16 protein-coding genes are annotated in these 15,502 nt (G+C 53.4%); 5 read left to right on the forward strand and 11 right to left on the reverse strand.

All coding sequences use genetic code 11. From position 1 onward, the window contains the following. On the forward strand, positions 1-431 hold a 431-nt coding region (locus tag PAT3040_RS01230; RefSeq protein ID WP_258234777.1), incomplete at its 5' end, for a glutamate--tRNA ligase family protein. Between the two features lie 191 nt (positions 432-622). Here the strand turns inward: PAT3040_RS01230 and PAT3040_RS01235 are convergent. The 4 genes from PAT3040_RS01235 to PAT3040_RS01250 all read right to left on the reverse strand — a co-directional run bounded on the left by PAT3040_RS01235 (position 623) and on the right by PAT3040_RS01250 (position 3,942). Then, on the reverse strand, positions 623-904 hold the full coding sequence (locus tag PAT3040_RS01235) for a DUF2277 domain-containing protein (RefSeq protein WP_087569780.1): 282 nt from the start codon (positions 902-904) through the stop codon (positions 623-625). A gap of 19 nt (positions 905-923) precedes the next feature. Continuing rightward, the gene (locus tag PAT3040_RS01240; protein WP_108991211.1) at positions 924-1,325 is read right to left on the reverse strand and encodes a secondary thiamine-phosphate synthase enzyme YjbQ; all 402 of its coding nucleotides are present in this window, start codon (positions 1,323-1,325) and stop codon (positions 924-926) included. Position 1,326: 1 nt separating this feature from the next. After that, positions 1,327-1,926: a DUF2087 domain-containing protein gene (locus PAT3040_RS01245; RefSeq protein ID WP_087569782.1), complete on the reverse strand. Its 600-nt coding sequence runs from the start codon at positions 1,924-1,926 to the stop codon at positions 1,327-1,329. Positions 1,927-2,406: 480 nt separating this feature from the next. Next, entirely contained in the window at positions 2,407-3,942 is a 1,536-nt protein-coding gene (locus PAT3040_RS01250; protein ID WP_108991212.1) for a sulfatase family protein, read from the reverse strand. Between the two features lie 112 nt (positions 3,943-4,054). On the opposite strand from PAT3040_RS01250, the gene PAT3040_RS01255 reads away from it, so the two are divergent. Beyond that, complete coding sequence (locus PAT3040_RS01255) at positions 4,055-4,927, forward strand: AraC family transcriptional regulator (protein WP_181376382.1); 873 nt, start codon at positions 4,055-4,057, stop codon at positions 4,925-4,927. A gap of 48 nt (positions 4,928-4,975) precedes the next feature. Continuing rightward, positions 4,976-5,830, forward strand: coding sequence for an AraC family transcriptional regulator (locus PAT3040_RS01260; protein WP_258234778.1), 855 nt, complete (start codon positions 4,976-4,978; stop codon positions 5,828-5,830). 416 nt (positions 5,831-6,246) lie between these two features. Here the strand turns inward: PAT3040_RS01260 and PAT3040_RS01265 are convergent, their stop codons facing one another. The 3 genes from PAT3040_RS01265 to PAT3040_RS01275 all read right to left on the reverse strand — a co-directional run bounded on the left by PAT3040_RS01265 (position 6,247) and on the right by PAT3040_RS01275 (position 11,729). Next, positions 6,247-8,355 (reverse strand): ABC transporter ATP-binding protein, encoded by a 2,109-nt coding sequence (locus PAT3040_RS01265; protein WP_108991215.1) that lies wholly within the window; start codon positions 8,353-8,355, stop codon positions 6,247-6,249. Continuing rightward, positions 8,342-10,099, reverse strand: coding sequence for an ABC transporter ATP-binding protein (locus PAT3040_RS01270; RefSeq protein ID WP_181376383.1), 1,758 nt, complete (start codon positions 10,097-10,099; stop codon positions 8,342-8,344). Before PAT3040_RS01270 ends, PAT3040_RS01265 begins: the two co-directional genes overlap by 14 nt. A gap of 580 nt (positions 10,100-10,679) precedes the next feature. Beyond that, positions 10,680-11,729, reverse strand: coding sequence for a M42 family metallopeptidase (locus PAT3040_RS01275; RefSeq protein ID WP_108991217.1), 1,050 nt, complete (start codon positions 11,727-11,729; stop codon positions 10,680-10,682). Positions 11,730-11,884: 155 nt separating this feature from the next. Here PAT3040_RS01275 and PAT3040_RS01280 point away from each other — a divergent pair, with 155 nt between their 5' ends. Together PAT3040_RS01280 and PAT3040_RS01285 are read left to right on the forward strand one after the other, a co-directional pair. Further along, positions 11,885-12,454 (forward strand): RNA polymerase sigma factor, encoded by a 570-nt coding sequence (locus tag PAT3040_RS01280; RefSeq protein ID WP_108991218.1) that lies wholly within the window; start codon positions 11,885-11,887, stop codon positions 12,452-12,454. A gap of 1 nt (position 12,455) precedes the next feature. After that, positions 12,456-13,262 carry a DUF4367 domain-containing protein gene (locus PAT3040_RS01285; protein WP_108991219.1) on the forward strand — a complete coding sequence of 269 codons (807 nt, stop codon included), beginning with the start codon at positions 12,456-12,458 and terminating at the stop codon, positions 13,260-13,262. 103 nt (positions 13,263-13,365) lie between these two features. On the opposite strand, the gene PAT3040_RS01290 is transcribed toward PAT3040_RS01285, so the two are convergent. The 4 genes from PAT3040_RS01290 to PAT3040_RS01305 all read right to left on the reverse strand — a co-directional run bounded on the left by PAT3040_RS01290 (position 13,366) and on the right by PAT3040_RS01305 (position 15,438). Next, positions 13,366-13,842, reverse strand: a complete 477-nt coding sequence (locus PAT3040_RS01290) for a hypothetical protein (RefSeq protein WP_108991220.1) — start codon at positions 13,840-13,842, stop codon at positions 13,366-13,368. An 89-nt stretch (positions 13,843-13,931) separates the two neighbouring features. Next, positions 13,932-14,384, reverse strand: a complete 453-nt coding sequence (locus PAT3040_RS01295) for a GNAT family N-acetyltransferase (protein ID WP_108991221.1) — start codon at positions 14,382-14,384, stop codon at positions 13,932-13,934. 5 nt (positions 14,385-14,389) lie between these two features. Further along, positions 14,390-15,025, reverse strand: a complete 636-nt coding sequence (locus PAT3040_RS01300) for a hypothetical protein (RefSeq protein WP_108991222.1) — start codon at positions 15,023-15,025, stop codon at positions 14,390-14,392. Positions 15,026-15,078: 53 nt separating this feature from the next. Continuing rightward, positions 15,079-15,438, reverse strand: coding sequence for a GIY-YIG nuclease family protein (locus PAT3040_RS01305; protein WP_108991223.1), 360 nt, complete (start codon positions 15,436-15,438; stop codon positions 15,079-15,081). Positions 15,439-15,502: the final 64 nt, after the last annotated feature.

A 15,502-nucleotide genomic window follows, 5' to 3' on the forward strand; every position in this document is an offset into this window, starting at 1 on the left:
CGCTGGGCGACTTCGTCGTCAAGCGCGCCGATGGCATGTTCGGCTACCAGCTCGCCGTCGTCGTTGACGATGCCGCCATGGGCATTACCGATGTCGTGCGCGGCGCCGATCTGCTCGACTCCACGCCCAGGCAGCTGGCGCTCTACGATGCGCTCGGTTTGAAACCGCCAGCCTTCGCCCATGTGCCGTTGCTTGGCGATGCCGGCGGCGAGCGTTTCTCCAAGCGCGACAAATCGTTAACGCTGGCCGCGCTTCGCGGCGAAGGCGTCATGGCCGAACGGCTTGTCGGCCTGCTGGGGCATATCGCCGGTTGGCTCGACATGCCGGAGTCCGTGCGCGCGTCCGAGCTTGTCTCTTGCTTCGCGCCGATTCGGACTGGCGATCAGCCGCTGCCCATCAGTGACAATATGTTGCGATGGCTGCGGAGTTAGTGCCTGACGCAGTAAAACGCCCGGCTCACTGAGACGAGGCCGCTGCAGAACTTGCATTTTTCTTTTCTGGTAAGTCAGTCAAATTGAAAAAAGGCATCCCATCCCTATATCAAGGAGATGGATGCCTTTTTCTTTTGCTTTAGTGGACTGTTAGCTTGGAACGCCATATGTCTAGTTGGACACCAACTAGGCTACTCGACAGGCTTAACGCCGAACCGCTTGGCGTTGCGCTCGCGCGCCCGCTCCCGCTCGACCTCGCGGTTCTTGGGCTCCGAGTTTGTAACAAGCGATTCCAGCAGCCGCTGGGATACTTCCGTCACTTCCGCCACGGCGCGGCGGAACGCTTCCTCGTTCGCCTTGGAGGGCTGGATGAAACCCGATATTTTGCGCACGTACTGAAGGGCCGCCGCCTCAACCTCGTCCGGCGTTGCAGCGGGCTCGAAATTGAACAGCTGCTTAATGTTCCTGCACATGTCTCTCGCCTCCTATGGACTAATCTCCGATCACTTTCACATGGAATTTCCGTCTCCGCGGTCCGTCGAATTCGCAGAAGTAGATGCCCTGCCAAGTGCCCAGCACCAGTCTTCCGCCCGAGATGAGCACCGTCTGGCTCGTTCCCGTCGTAATGGCCTTCAGATGCGCGGCCGTATTGCCTTCGGCGTGCCGATCCAGACGATGCTCCCAGGGGTACAGCTCGTCGAACCGGCGCAGCACGTCTCTGATCACGTCGGGATCGGCATTTTCGTTAATGGCCATGCCGGCGGTCGTATGCGGACAATATACGATTGCGTAACCTTCGCGCACGCCGCTCTCGGCCACCGCCTCGCGAACGAACGATGTCACGTCGATCATTCCATCCCGCTCTGTTGTCGACAACTCATAAGTTCTCATCATCCTACTTCAGCTCCTCCCACTTCGTCCACAGCTCTCGCGGATTAAGCTCATAAGTCTCATTCTCGCGGAACATAAACTGGTGCATAATAAACTCCCGTCGAATCGTCGCGAAATCATCATGAACCAGCTTGATAAAGGCGTTGATTTCCGATTCCCCGTATTTCCTTCCGTTCTCCAGCCTGGAGACCAGATGCTCCAGCACGATCAGCTTCTTCTTCATCTGGCTCGGAATGCTCTTAAGCCTGCCCTCCGCGTCGAAGAAGTTGCGAATGACCGAATCTCTCAGCCGCGTATATTCGTCTTGCTCCATCATATCAGCATCGCCCCTCTTATGAAATACAAGCCCCAATACCCCTTCGGCTCCTCGCTTCAGGAAATAAGGATTTAACGAGAAGTAGATCGTATTTTTTTCTCTTCGCTCGTAAATAAGCGCCGCCTCCCGCAGCTTGGCGGCATGGAAGGTAATCGTCGCAGGCGTAAGAGCCAGCTTCTCCGCCAGCACTTGCCCGTTTAGCTCGCCTTCGGCGAGCAGGGCCAGCATGCGTATCCGCGTCGCGTCGGACAAGGCTTTGTGATATTGCACGATTTTGTCCAATTGCATGGCGTGACGCCTCCCTTGATATTTGATTAGATATTTATCTAATTAGATATTTATTAAAATACAGTATTGGGATTGGATTGTCAATCCAAAAAGCAATATCACGTGACGCTCATCCAAGTTGTTTTCCGGGCCATCGGCGTTTTTAACGCCTACAGCAGCTCGTTCGCCTACTTTTTGGAGCCATAGACGTTTTATACGCCTATGGACGCTCATCCGAGTTACTTTCCGGGCCATCGGCGTTTTTAACGCCTACAGCAGCTCGTTCGCCTAATTTTTGGAGCCATAGACGTTATTTATGCCTATGGACGCTCATCAGAGTTACTTTCCAAGCCATCGGCACTTTCGTTTAAGTCCCTTATAGCTGCAGGCTCATTATCCACAGCCCGATATGCCGCATAATTTCCCAAACAAAAAATAGGCGCTCCGTCAACCGAAACTTTCGGTCGGGAGCGCCTTGCATTCAATTAAACCCGTCAATCATTAAGCATGCCAAATACGCGGCATCGGCATGGACTCCTTGCCCAGCTCCGCCCAAGCATACCGAAGCAGGAGCTCCGACTTAAGTCCGGCGCTGGCGGGATCGTCCCATAAGTTGCGAAGCTCTCCGGGATCCTCCTGCAGGTCGAAGATTTCTCCATAGGTCTGATTGTAGTAGACGGTGATCTTGTAACGTTCGTCCACGTACGTTTTCTGGTGAATCGTCGTCGGCTCGTGGCGGAACTCGCAGAGCGCGTGATCCCTGGCGCTTCCTCGGCGGCCGAGCCAGACATCCTTCTGATCGACGCCCGTCATGGCGTGCGGAACCGGAATGCCGCAGAGTGATAGAAAAGTCGGCGCCAGGTCGATCAGGGATTGAATCGCGGACGATTGAGCGCCCGCCGGCACTTGTCCCGGATACCGCACGATGAACGGCAGCTTGATCAGATCCTCGTAATGGAAGCCGCCTTTCTGCTGCAAGCCGTGCTGTCCGAAGAAATGGCCATGATCCGTCGTGAACACGACGACCGTATTGTCGGCCAAGCCAAGCTCGTCGAGCTTATCCAAGATGGAACCGATATATTTGTCCATCATGCTGATCATGCCGTAGTAGACGGCCACCAGCTTCTTCCGGTCCTCTTCCGTCAGTCTCTTCTTGTCACCGTAGATAGAGTAATGATGGGAGCCGTAGCCATGAATGCCTCTTCCCGTCTCCATCCAGGCGGTGAAGTCCGGGTTCTCCTCTTGCGTCATGCGGAAGTGCGGCGGGTTGTTGGCATGTTCGCCCGGAACGGTGCTTGGAATAGTCAAGCTGTCCGGGTCGTACATTGTATCCCACGGCTCCGGCACCAGATATTCCGGATGCGGATCGAAGAAGCTGGACCAGAGGAAAAAGGGCTCGTCTTCCTTCGCGTATTGCTCCAGCATGGCATTGCTCCGTTCCGCAATCCAGGTATTATAATGATACTCCTCCGGAATAGGCCACTTGTAGGTCTGGTTAGGATCCATATTCCCCGTCGGCGGTAAGAAATAATCACGCCAATTGGCGCAGCCCTTTTCTTCCATCCATAACGCGTAATGCTGCCCGACATGCGCCTCGTTGGTATGATTGCGGGCCAGCTCCGCATGCTCAAAGCCGTAGAACGGCTCGTCGAATGTTCTCCACATGTCCAGATCCTGCAGCACGGGATAGGCTTCCAGCGATGGATATTCCTTCGTCGATTTCAACGGCTGGAAATGGCCTTTGCCGATCAAGGAGGTCCGATAGCCCGCCTTCAGGAAATCTTCTCCCACCGTATGGCGGTCCTCCAGCAGCTTCGTGCCTAACGTCCAGGCTCCGTGCTGGCTGGGATACATCCCGGTAATAATGGAGGCGCGCGTCGGCGTACAGGTCGGGTTGGGACAGTATGCCCTCGTAAAAGTCGTGCCTTCCCGCGTCAGCCGGTCGAGATTAGGCGTATGAAGCTCTCTATTAAACGCGCCGATCGTATTCCAATGCTGTTGATCGCTCGTAATCAACAGAATGTTAGGTTTTTTCATCGTTCATCCTCCTCTTATGCTAAGATTATAAATAAGAATCAACAGAAATGACCATGTCTCGATGTTGGGGAAACCTATCAATTTCTCAGATTGTTGGAGGAGGAGGATTCGCTTGTATTGGAAGGATTACGGCCATGAGCATGCGGAGTTTCTTTATCATACGCCCGGCAGCTGGGAGCAAGAACAATCGGTATGGGTCGTGCGAGGCGGGCAAAGCGTAACCAAACCCGGTTATCAGGCCGGTCCGAGGCGCATGGACTGCTACAGTCTCCATCTCGTGACGGAAGGGCGGCTTATTCTGCGGGAAGCCGAGCGTGAGATTCAACTGCTGGGAGGGGACTTGTTCTGCAAGTTCAAAGGGCGATCCTACACCTATCATCGTGATCCTCATTGCAAAAGATTGACATTGTCCTGGCTCGCTTTCGACGGACCCGGCGCAGAGTCCTTGCTAGGATCTGCCGGCATCACGCCGAGCGTTCCGTATTTGCGAGGCCGGATCGGCGCCGCTTTGCAAGCGGCGCTAACGGAGCTGTTTCAACTGATCCGGAACACGCCGGGCAGCGACAGTCTGCCTTATGCGCTCGAGATGCAAAGCTTGCTGCTTAAGTTTTTCGCAAGCCTTAACCGAACTACGCTGGAGAAACAGCCTGCCCCGTCTACTATGGAATGGGTACGCCAGAGCATCCGCTACATCGAGCTTCATGCGGCTGAGGGGTTGTCCGTGGAGCAATTGGCGGCGCTCACCGGCATGAACCGCAATTATTTTTCGACGGCATTTGCGGAGCAAGTCGGCCTGTCTCCTCTTCAATATATAAGCAAGGTACGCATGGACAAGGCGGCGGAGCTTCTGGACAGCACCGCCGCCTCGGTCACCGAAATTGCCTACTCGCTTGGTTACGGCAATCCTTTCGCTTTCAGCAGAGCGTTTGCCAAATATGCCGGCATGCCGCCCTCGGCTTATCGGAAGAGAGCGCTGGATAGATAGAAAAGATGATGCAAACAAACTAATTAATCTCGGGAGGCTTACTTCATCATGAAACCATGGGAAATGATGCGGGACATGAACCGAATGAACTTCAAAGTTATGCTGGCCGGACATTCCCAGAAGCCGGCGGGCTGGCGAAACGGCCCCTACACGCATCGCTTTCACAGCCTGTGGCTGATTACAAAAGGAAAAGCAACCTTTGTGCTCAATGGCTCCTCCTATACGGCCGAGCCGGGCAAGCTGTTTTCTCTCCCCCCCGGCATGATCGTCGAGCGGATCAATGAAGGCGAAGGCCCCATCGAATTTTTTTTCGTTCGCTTCGCTTACGCCGTTGCCGCCTACGAGGAGGATGGAAGCTGGACGCTGGAGAGTGACAGGGAGCTGCCGTTCCCCTTGTCCGGAAGCTATGCCATCACGAATATCCCTCCGCTCCTCAATACGTTCGAAGGGATTATGAAGCTGATGAAACATCGCGGCCAGATCGTCCAAATGCGGCAACGCATCCTGTTTCTCGAGATCTTGACACAGATCATCTCGGATTTGCGCTCGCAGGCCGTGACGGGACATACAAATACGATGATCGAGTCGACCATCGATTACATGGTTAATCATTATGCCGAGAACATGACCGTAGAGGAGCTGGCCGCCATGGCGGGGATGAGCAGCAGCCATTACTCCCGGCTGTTCAAGAAATACGTCAGCGCGAGCCCCATTCATTATTTGACCCAGCTGCGCATGGACCGGGCTAAGGAGCTTCTCATTCTGTCGGATTACAAGCTGAAGGCCGTCGCCCAAAGCATCGGATACGAAGACGAGCTGTACTTCAGCCGCTTGTTCAAGAAATTTACGGGGCAATCGCCCTCGCAATATGCCAAAACGCACAAAGCCGCACCGAACAGCTAATCCGCTGCCGGTACGGCTTTGTTCACGTATAGGACAGACCAAGCGATTGGGAATCTAACGGACTCACGCGGCACTATTAGCCCGATTTACTCCAAGATTAAATGCTAACGGACAGGAGCGACATTATATGGCCAAAATATAGCCGAAAGTTGTGCGGATGATGCAGATAAGGTCGTGCGTGTCCGTAAGATTTTGAAACATCATCTAATTGAAGAATAGCGACGTTCCTGTCCGTTAGAAGGACAGCCTCGCACAACGGAGAGATCGAACCACCCGTAAGGGTGATTATCGCCACTTCGCGGCGATCGTCACGCCCAACCTTCCATCGCTACTTCGCATTTGTCGCGGCTAACGTTCCGCCTGGACCCATCGCTCCATCGCGATTGTCGCGACTAACGCTCCGCCTGGACTAATCGCTACTTCGCGATCGTCGCGGCTAACGCTCCGCCAGCTCTCGCAGCCGCGCCCCGCTGCTCCTTCGGCCCTTCATCGTTCTGCAGCTCGTAAAGCTTGCGATAATGCCCGTCGCGTCTCATCAGCGTATCGTGATCGCCCATCTCCTGCACGCGTCCCTTGTCCAGGACGATAATGTTGTCCGCATGTCGAATCGTCGACAGCCTATGCGCCACGATCAGCGTCGTCTTGCCCTTCGACAAACGCAAGAGCCCGCGCTGCAGCGTCTCCTCCGTCTCCGTGTCGATATGCGAGGTCGCTTCGTCCAGGATAAGAATGTCGGGGTCGCTTACGTAGACGCGAAGGAACGCCAGCAGCTGCTGCTGTCCGGAGGACAGCTTGACGCCTCGTTCGCCTACGGGCGTCTCATACCCTTGCGGCAGCCGTTCGATAAATTCGTCCATCTCCAGCTCCCTTGCCGCGTGGCGAATGTCTTCGTCGCTCAAGTCCGCCCGGTTCATCCGGATATTGTCGTAGATGTTGCCCGTGAAGACGAAGGGATCCTGCTGGATAACGCCGACGGATTGCCTCAGTTGATCCAGCTTGTAGTCCTTCACCTCTACGCCGTCGATCATCAGACTGCCCCTCTGAATATCGTAGAATCGGTTAATGAGCCCGATAATGGAGCTTTTGCCCGCTCCCGTCGCGCCAACGAAGGCTACCGTCTCGCCCGGCTTAATGGAGATGTTGATATCCTTCAGCACCCACTCCTCCTTATTATAGGCGAACCAGGCGCGCTCCAGTCGAATGGCTCCTTTAAGCGGCCGTTCGATCTCCTTCGCGTTCTCTCTGTCCACGATGTCAGGGCGTTCCTCCAACATCTCGAAAATTCTCTCTGCCGAAGCCAGCGCCGTCTGAATCTGCGTGTAACGGTCGGCCAGCGCCGTCAAAGGCTGGAAAAACTGTCTAACGTAAGTCGTGAACGCGTACACGACGCCGAACGTGACTCCGGCAGCCAGTACGGAATGGCCGCCGTACCAGACAACAAGCGCAAGGGCCAGATTTCCGACGAAGCCGATCATAGGGTTAAAGATGGAGTTATTGACGCTGCCCCGCATCCCGGCGCGATAATGCTCGTCATTAAGTTTCACGAATTCATCGAGCTGCTGCTTCTCCCGGGTGAACATTTGGACAATCGTCATGCCGCTGAGGCTCTCCGCAAGGAAGGAATTCAATCTCGACAGCATGAGCCGCGATACGCGCTGAGCTTCCCTGATGATCCCCTTGAAGTAGAAGGTTACCAAAACCAGCAAAGGAATAACGGCGAACGATACCAACGCCAGCTTGACGTTAAGCACCAGCATAATGGAAGCGATGCCGACCAGCATCAGAACCTCCTTGGCAAGATTGACGATGACCTGGGAATACAGCTGATTGACGGCTTCCACGTCATGCGCCACCCTTGTCACCAGCCGTCCGACGGGGTTGCGATCGAAGTAGGAGGTTTGCAGCTTCGACAAGTGGCTGAACATTACATTGCGCATGTCGAAAATAATTTTTTGCCCCGTATTCGACAAAATGACGGACTGCCCATACGTAAAGATGCCCGTTACCGCCACATTCAGTACAAAGAGCACCGCAAGGATGATCAGACCTGAATAGTCCTGCTGGCGGAACGCCGCAATCTCTTCCTTGGAAAGCGCATAGCCCTCTCCTCCTGCAGCAGAACCCGACTCCCCGCTCCGGCCTTCTTGCAAATAATAAGCGCCGTCGCGCTGAGAGATGCTGGCGGGATAAATGCCCTCCGGCCAAGTTTCCCCGCTCTGACTTACGCGGTAATACGTCCGTTCTCCCAGTACGATCGGCTTGCCCTGCGTGCGCTCATCCCCTGCCAATCGAGCCGACGAAGCGGCATCCGTTACATAAACCATCGGCTTCATAAGCCCGTTAATCCGGTCGTCAATGGCCGACTTTACGAGCAACGGCTGTGTGACAGCCGCGCCTGCGACAAGAAGAGCGAACAGCAGCGAGACGGCGAGGCTTCGCCAATACGGGACGGCGAAGGCCATCATTTTGCGCCATAACAATCCGTCCTTCACGCCGGTTAACCGTCGTTCATTATGAATATCCAAGCGAACCCTCCATTCCGGTCTTCATTGTCTGCTTATTGTAAGTCGAAGCGTAGAGTCCCCCGCGCCTCATGAGAGAGGCATGATCGCCGCGCTCCACAATACGTCCCTGATCCATAACGACGATCTGATCCGCATGACGGATAGCCGAGAGGCGATGACTCGTAATGATGGTTGTGCGTCCCTTCATCGCTTTCTTTAGCCCTTCCAGAATCCGCTCCTCGGTCTCGGCATCCACCGCCGACAAGCTGTCGTCGAACACCAATATGGCCGGCTCCTTGATTAGCGCCCGGGCAATACTGACACGCTGGCGTTGACCGCCGGACAACGATACGCCGCGCTCTCCAAGGGAGGTGTCAAATTTCCCGGGAAATTCCACGATATTGTCATAGACCTGCGCGACCTTTGCCGCTTCCTGAATGTGCTCCTGTCCGTAACCTCCAGGATGGAAAGCAATATTCTTGCCGATTGTCGTCGAGAACAGCATATGCTCCTGCGGCACGAAGCCGACGGACTCTCTCAATTGCCGCAATGGAATATCCATGATATCGTGACCGTCGATCACGATTGTGCCTCTTGGCGGGTTATAAAGCCGTAGCAGCAGATTGACGAGAGTCGTCTTGCCGCTTCCCACCTTGCCTACGATGGCAAGACTGCTTCCTTCCGGCACGTTCAGATGAATGTTGTCGAGCGCTGCCCGCTTCTGTCCGGGATAATGGAAGGTCAATCCCTTCACGTTTATGGCGCCTCGCATTTCCTCTACGGAATGAACATCCTTTGCATCGGCCACTGCAGGCTCCGTATCGAGTATATGCCGCAGCCTCACGTCGACCGCTTTGCCCCGCTGCAAGATGTTAATGACCTTGCCAAGGTTCTCGACCGGTGCGACAAGCATGGTAAGGTACGTGTTGAAAGCGACAAAATCGCCCATGCCGATGCTTCCCCTCATCACGAGCAAGCCTCCGAATACGACGGACAGCAAATAACTGACCCCTACAATCGCCGAGCTTATGGCCGTAAAAAAAGAATTGGATTTGTTGAGCTTGCAGTTCGTCTCCAGATTGTTCCGGTTGTCTTCCTTGAACTTATTCATCTCAGGCTGCTCCTGAACGTAACCCTTCACGACCCGAATGCCGGCAACAAATTCCTGCACGCGGCTCGTCAGTTGACCAACCGCTTCCTGCACAAGCGTCGTTCGCTGCTCGATCTCGCCCCGGAACCGGTACGCAAGATAGGTCAGCGCGGGAAGCGGCAGCAGCACCAGCAGCGTTAGACCGATATGGACGGTGCCCGCCATCGCGGCGATGGCGACGCCGATCAGCACAGTTGCCTCGATGGTGGAGAAAACACCCATCATGCCTACCTCGCGCATAATGTTAATGTCGTTCACGGCATGGCTCATGAGGTCGCCGATCCGCTGCTTGCCGAAGTATTCGCTTGGCAGGCTCTCCCACTTCATAAACAATCTCTTCCGGATATGCTTCTCCAGCAATCTCGCCAGCCGGAACAAGTAGATCCGCCCTGTCGAACGGAAAAACGCCGCCAAAAATCCGACGACGACAATCCACAAGGCGATAGACAGGATTTGACCCGCCGTGATGCCCTCTTGCACGAGGTCGGCGAAGCTCCCAAGCAGCTGCGGAATGACAAGCTGCAGCAGACATGATATGGACAATAATACCGCGCCAAAGACGTATTGCATTTTGTGATTCATCAGATGTTCTTTGAACAATGGCTTGGACTTCACCGTCACGCCCCCTATTTTCTTTGCTATTGCATTAAGTTTACTCCTCATCCCCCTCATAAAACATGGATATTCAAGCTCACTTTTATGGATTATTCTGCTCACTCGAACCTGGAAAAGCTGGCTGTTCGACACAAAATGCCGCTCCCAACAATAGCGATTTCTTCCTTTTCGAAGGTCATCATCGCTCTTTATGGATTAGGGGAAAAATGCCTCTTAATTTCCCCATCCTCACCATCTTGGGGGGCTTTAGAGGGGAATCCTCCCACTAATTCAGGCGGAATCAGCGCATTCGGACAGAACCCACGCGATTATAGGGAGCTTTTCCCGTTATAACATCCCGACAACGCGATTTTTTAAGATTTGATGGAGCTTTTCCCTCTATTTTCGGATTATCCATACGTTTAACGGGAAGAGGTTTATCGCCAACCGAGCAAGAAAAACAAAAAACGGCCAAACCCTTAACGGGCTTAACCGTATATCGTGCAATAATAGGACAGTTAGATGTTCTCCATACTTGGCCTACTATTCTCATAAATGTTACGCACTGAGCCGCCAGAAGGCGGCGACTGCCGTTTCACCTTTATTCCATGACGTAAGCGAGCAGCAGCGCCGCCGTATTAATGACGGCTTCCTTATGCGTGCGCTCCATGCTGTGCGACGCATGAACGCCGGGTCCGAGCAGCGCCGCTCGGATGTTGCTTCCCCCGCGTAACGCGGCCGTGGCGTCGGAGCCGTACTGCGGATAGATATCGACCGCATAAGGCAGCCCTTCGCGCTTTGCAAGCTCGATCAGGCGGGTCGTCATGCCGTAATCGTAAGGCCCGCCGGAGTCCTTGGCGCAGATCGACACATGCCGCTCGGAGCCGGATAGATCATCGCCGAGCGCTCCCATGTCGACCGCCAGCAGCTCCGTAATGTCAGGCGGGATGTAGGCGTTGCCATGGCCGACCTCCTCATACGTAGAGATGATCAGCTTCAGCGTATGCTTCGGCGTTCTCCCCTCCCGCTTCAGCCATTCCATAAGTCCGAACAATGCCGCTACGCTTGCTTTGTCATCGAGATGCCTGGACTTGATCCAGCCGTTATCCAGCACCCTCGTGCGAGGATCCCAGGAGATAAAGTCGCCGACGGAGATACCGAGCTTCTCTGTTTCCTCCTTCGTCTTCACGGATTCGTCGATCCGGATTTCCATATGAGCTTCCTCGCGCTTTAAGTCGCGCGCATCCGAATAGACGTGAACCGACGGCTTCGTCGTCAGCGCGGTACCTTCGTACTTGCGCCCGTCTCTCGTATGAATAAGGCAATATTCGCCTTCCACGCTGTTCATCGAATAACCGCCGATCGGCGTAAAGCGAAGCATGCCGTTCGGCTTGATCGACCGCACCATAGCGCCGAGCGTATCGACATGCGCGGAGATGCCGATTACAGTCGACTCATCTTCGCCCGGTATTGTAATAATGCCCACGCCTTTGGGCGTCAGCTCCATTTCATACCCGAGTCTCCTCGCCTCTTCTCCCACATCATTCATAATCTCCATACAATAACCGCTTGGGCTTGGAATACCAAGAAGCTTTACAAGCTGCCGCACCATATATTCTCCGTCTAAACTTGGGTTTAGCGAATTCGTCATAGGCTCGCTCCTTCCTCTTATCAGCCTCCATTGTATCGCCACGATCTGACGGACGCAAATCTACGCTCACAAGTGGGATCGGATACGTTATAATGACGGAAGATAGAGTGCCGCAGAGAAGCGGCCTATGCCAAAGAGGGGGGTATCCAGGCTAGATGCAAAGCACGATGTTCCACCTGACCACAGCACGCTTTGAAGTGTTATCCCCAAATATCCAGAGGGAGATCTATCAAGAATATTACCGATACGTATACCCCAATATTATTTATATGGTACAAGATCATGCGACGACGGAGGACATTATCCAGAACGCGTTTATGAAAATCATTCGGAACGTGCCGCAAGCTGAGAGCGAAGCGCAGCTCAAAGGCTGGATGAAGGTCGTCGTCAAAAACGAAATCTATAATTATTTTCGAAAACATAAAAAAAATCGCAACGTAATCGATTCTGACAGTGTTTATATTAAAGAAAATGCAGAACTGGCAACCGATTCCTCTGCGCTGGAGGACGAGATCGAAATCAAGCTGATGGCGGAGGAGCTCTCCTCCTGCCTGACGGAGCTCAAGCCGGAATACCGCGCATTGATCGAGCTAAGGTGGAAGCAGCAGCTCAGCTACAAGGAAATGGCTGCCGAGCTCGATACGACGGAGGACAAAGTGAAGTACAAGTTATACAAGGCCAGAGAAGCGATGAAAAAACATTTTGCGAAAAGATGGGGGGAATAGAATGAATCGCGAGGAATTCGATCAATTATTCGATCAAGCCTTCGACGAAGCTGCGCACAGCTCCCAGCTTGTACCCGACCCCGGGCCTTCCTGGGCCAGAATTCAGAAGAAATTGGCCCGAAGGGCCGTATTGAAACGCCGTTTAAAACTTGTACCTTATATCGCCGCCTCCTTCCTGCTGGGAGCATACCTGTTCGGAACGCCCGCTGTAACCACTGCCTTCAAGCCCGTCATCGAAGCGGTTACCACAATCAAGGACGGGGTCCTGGAAATGACAATCGGACAACCGAAGGCAAACAGCACGCTTCCCAAGACGGCTCCCCCTCCCGGCATTGCGGAGGATGGCGGATCGATTAAGTCCGACGGCCAGGATATTTCGTACCGCGGTACGAATCCCATTCGACATGATACGCTTAAGGCAGCGGCGAAGCATCTGAATTTCGCATTGCCGAGTATCGGTCATGTTCCGGAGTCGTTTGCGCTTACCGAAATTATATCCTACCGCCATCAAGATTCGAACAAAGGCGATCTATTGTCGCTTCTGTACGAACGGGAGTCGGGGGAGAGCGGCCTATATCGCATTTCCATCCGGAAGTTGGAAAAAGATCAGCGAATGAAGCTTTCATCGGACGACCCCGACATTGAATCGGAAATGACCACAATTAACGGATACGAGGCTTTTCTCCAAATCACCAACGAAGGATATGCGAGCCTTCAGTATTTCGCGAACGATCTGCTTGTCAATATTTTCGGCATTTTGGACCGGGAAGTGATCTTGGAGATAGGCAGCAATATCCGATGGCGTTAGCGAAAAAATAGACAAGCCTCACGAAAAAATTTCGTGAGGCTTCCAAACGATCGGCCAGCCAAAGTTGTCCCGGAGCAGACGATGCTTCGGGGCAGTCCTTCTGTTAACTAGCTAGAACCGTGACCGAATATTCGATTTCGGATTCATTCACGCTGCCATGCGTGACGTAATGCGTGACTTTGGCCCTGTAGTAATAACCTGTGCTTACCACCTTGTCGACATAATCGGTCAAATAACTCGTATTGCTGGCCGTACGCGTTGTCGATGAGCCGACGTCAATCCAGGCCGTTCCCGTATAACGCTGCAATTGGACCGTCGCGCCTATAGTGGTCACGCTGCTCTTCGACGAAGTCGTTACCGAGATACGCATAGATCCGGTATTATCCTGTACAGCAATCGACGAGCCGAGCAAATAAGTATACCCGGTATAGAGCGCAAGCGGCTGAATCATGTCGGGCGGCGGTGCTGTGAGCGGCTTTGTTTCCCCGTTGTCCGCGAAGACAGCTTGTCCACCTGCCATAAGCGTAACGAGCACGACCAGAATTAGGAGAAACGACTTACGAAGACCCTTTGTTGCCATGTTTACCATCCCTCTCTCTTATGAGAATAGTCCTACAATGGTATAACACCGCAATCATGGTTTAGGTTGTAAAAATTACAAAAAATATTTTATTTCATCTCTCTAACTAATGATGAAATAAAAAATCCCGGAGCAACCTCTATCTCCCTCTTCTCCGTAAATCCAAAACGCTTGTACAATGCGATCGCGGGAGCGTTCTCCCTGCCTGTGCTTACGGTCGCACGGTCCGGCGCCTCCTGCTCCAGCACATGCTCCAGCAGCTTCGTTGCGATGCCCCTTCGAAAGGACGAGGGATGGACCACCAGTCGGCATATGTCGAGCTCCGGCCCCGATTTCTCATAAGCAATAAGTCCCAGCAGATTTTCCCCATCGCGATATCCGACAAAAGTTTCGTTGCATGCCATAATATCCGCGACGGTGTCCCGCAGCGCGGGAATGCCGTCGAATCCGAGCAGCTCCGCCTCTATCCGATAAGCAGGAAACTGTACGTCCAGAATAGCGGCAGCGATCGTTGAATTCCCGTGCTCAAGCTGATGAATCATAGTCGTTACTCCAGACCGTGTTGCTCCCGAATATTATACAGTCCCTGGATCAGAATCTCTGCCGGATCGCGGTTTAGCAGATGATGCGTAATCAGAACATGCAGCGGAATGGCGCATACATTGTTGCCATCTTTAATCGACGGGAATCCCGCTTCGAATACGGGGCCATGTTCAGGTACGAAGCCCAAACCCGCATGAACCTGCTCTGGAGCGAATTCCTCGCGCACGGCCGCAATACAATGCGGGACAAGCGTTTTGTCGATCAACGCCTTCGTCTCTTCTTCGCCCGACGGCGGATTCGGCAGCCCTTTGCCGCCTTCCTGCTTCATCATCTCGAAGAAGAAGGAAGACAGCCACTGCGCCGGGTCATTGCCCGATTGGAATCTCTGAATCAGCTCCTGCAGAAAAAATCCGCATGCGTACACGTTCTTTGAAGCATCCCGCACTTGGAATACGAAGATCGGCCCGTATCGCTCCTGATTGACGATCTGGCCGGCAACCTCTTCGAAAAACATTTTTAATGCCGTCATGCCGTTATGATATACGGCTTTGAGCAGCTCTACCATCTTTTCGTTGTTGTCATTTGTTTGATTGTCATTGCCGGACGCTTGTGTTTCCGGCTCGGTCGTCTCTTTAGACATGTCAGCATCACCCACTACCATCATATCACTACCGGGCCGCATTGCTCCAGTCCTCATTCTCGAGGCGGCTTGTTATATCCTTTCTCGCCATATGGCTGAAGCTTTTGAAGCCACGGCTTCTCCAACTGCTTCAACGCCCACTTTATATCCGTAATGTCGCTTGTATCCTTCTGTTCCAGAATGTCGAACGCGAACGCCGCTTCCCCCAGCTCGCGCCAATCCTTCTGCAGTTCGAGATTCTTGAACCTCCCCATCTCAAGCTGCGTTTTTATGCTCGGCCATTTATTTTTGAGATTAGGATAACTGGCAATATACAACTTGCCGCTCTCCTTATTTTTGATTTGCACGACGCCCATATAGGTCTTCATTTCCTTATATGCTTCCTGCAATTCCTTCCGCCTATTCCGATCCATTAGAGTTCCCAGCCTCCTTACTTATCCTTCTCATATCGCATTCCGGATTTCAGTTTAGTAATTT

Origin of the sequence: Paenibacillus agaridevorans, assembly GCF_003112455.1 — a bacterium.
Taxonomy (GTDB): domain Bacteria; phylum Bacillota; class Bacilli; order Paenibacillales; family Paenibacillaceae; genus Pristimantibacillus; species Pristimantibacillus agaridevorans.

Bases quoted from the DNA above. Each gene is read 5' to 3' on its own strand.
- PAT3040_RS01290 (WP_108991220.1), bottom strand. From the start codon at position 13,842: ATGGCAACAAAGGGTCTTCGTAAGTCGTTTCTCCTAATTCTGGTCGTG.
- PAT3040_RS01245 (WP_087569782.1), bottom strand. From the start codon at position 1,926: ATGCAATTGGACAAAATCGTGCAATATCACAAAGCCTTGTCCGACGCG.
- PAT3040_RS01295 (WP_108991221.1), bottom strand. From the start codon at position 14,384: ATGATTCATCAGCTTGAGCACGGGAATTCAACGATCGCTGCCGCTATT.
- PAT3040_RS01275 (WP_108991217.1), bottom strand. From the start codon at position 11,729: ATGACGAATTCGCTAAACCCAAGTTTAGACGGAGAATATATGGTGCGG.
- PAT3040_RS01300 (WP_108991222.1), bottom strand. From the start codon at position 15,025: ATGTCTAAAGAGACGACCGAGCCGGAAACACAAGCGTCCGGCAATGAC.
- PAT3040_RS01260 (WP_258234778.1), top strand. From the start codon at position 4,976: ATGAAACCATGGGAAATGATGCGGGACATGAACCGAATGAACTTCAAA.
- PAT3040_RS01240 (WP_108991211.1), bottom strand. From the start codon at position 1,325: ATGATGAGAACTTATGAGTTGTCGACAACAGAGCGGGATGGAATGATC.
- PAT3040_RS01250 (WP_108991212.1), bottom strand. From the start codon at position 3,942: ATGAAAAAACCTAACATTCTGTTGATTACGAGCGATCAACAGCATTGG.
- PAT3040_RS01235 (WP_087569780.1), bottom strand. From the start codon at position 904: ATGTGCAGGAACATTAAGCAGCTGTTCAATTTCGAGCCCGCTGCAACG.
- PAT3040_RS01285 (WP_108991219.1), top strand. From the start codon at position 12,456: ATGAATCGCGAGGAATTCGATCAATTATTCGATCAAGCCTTCGACGAA.
- PAT3040_RS01280 (WP_108991218.1), top strand. From the start codon at position 11,885: ATGCAAAGCACGATGTTCCACCTGACCACAGCACGCTTTGAAGTGTTA.
- PAT3040_RS01305 (WP_108991223.1), bottom strand. From the start codon at position 15,438: ATGGATCGGAATAGGCGGAAGGAATTGCAGGAAGCATATAAGGAAATG.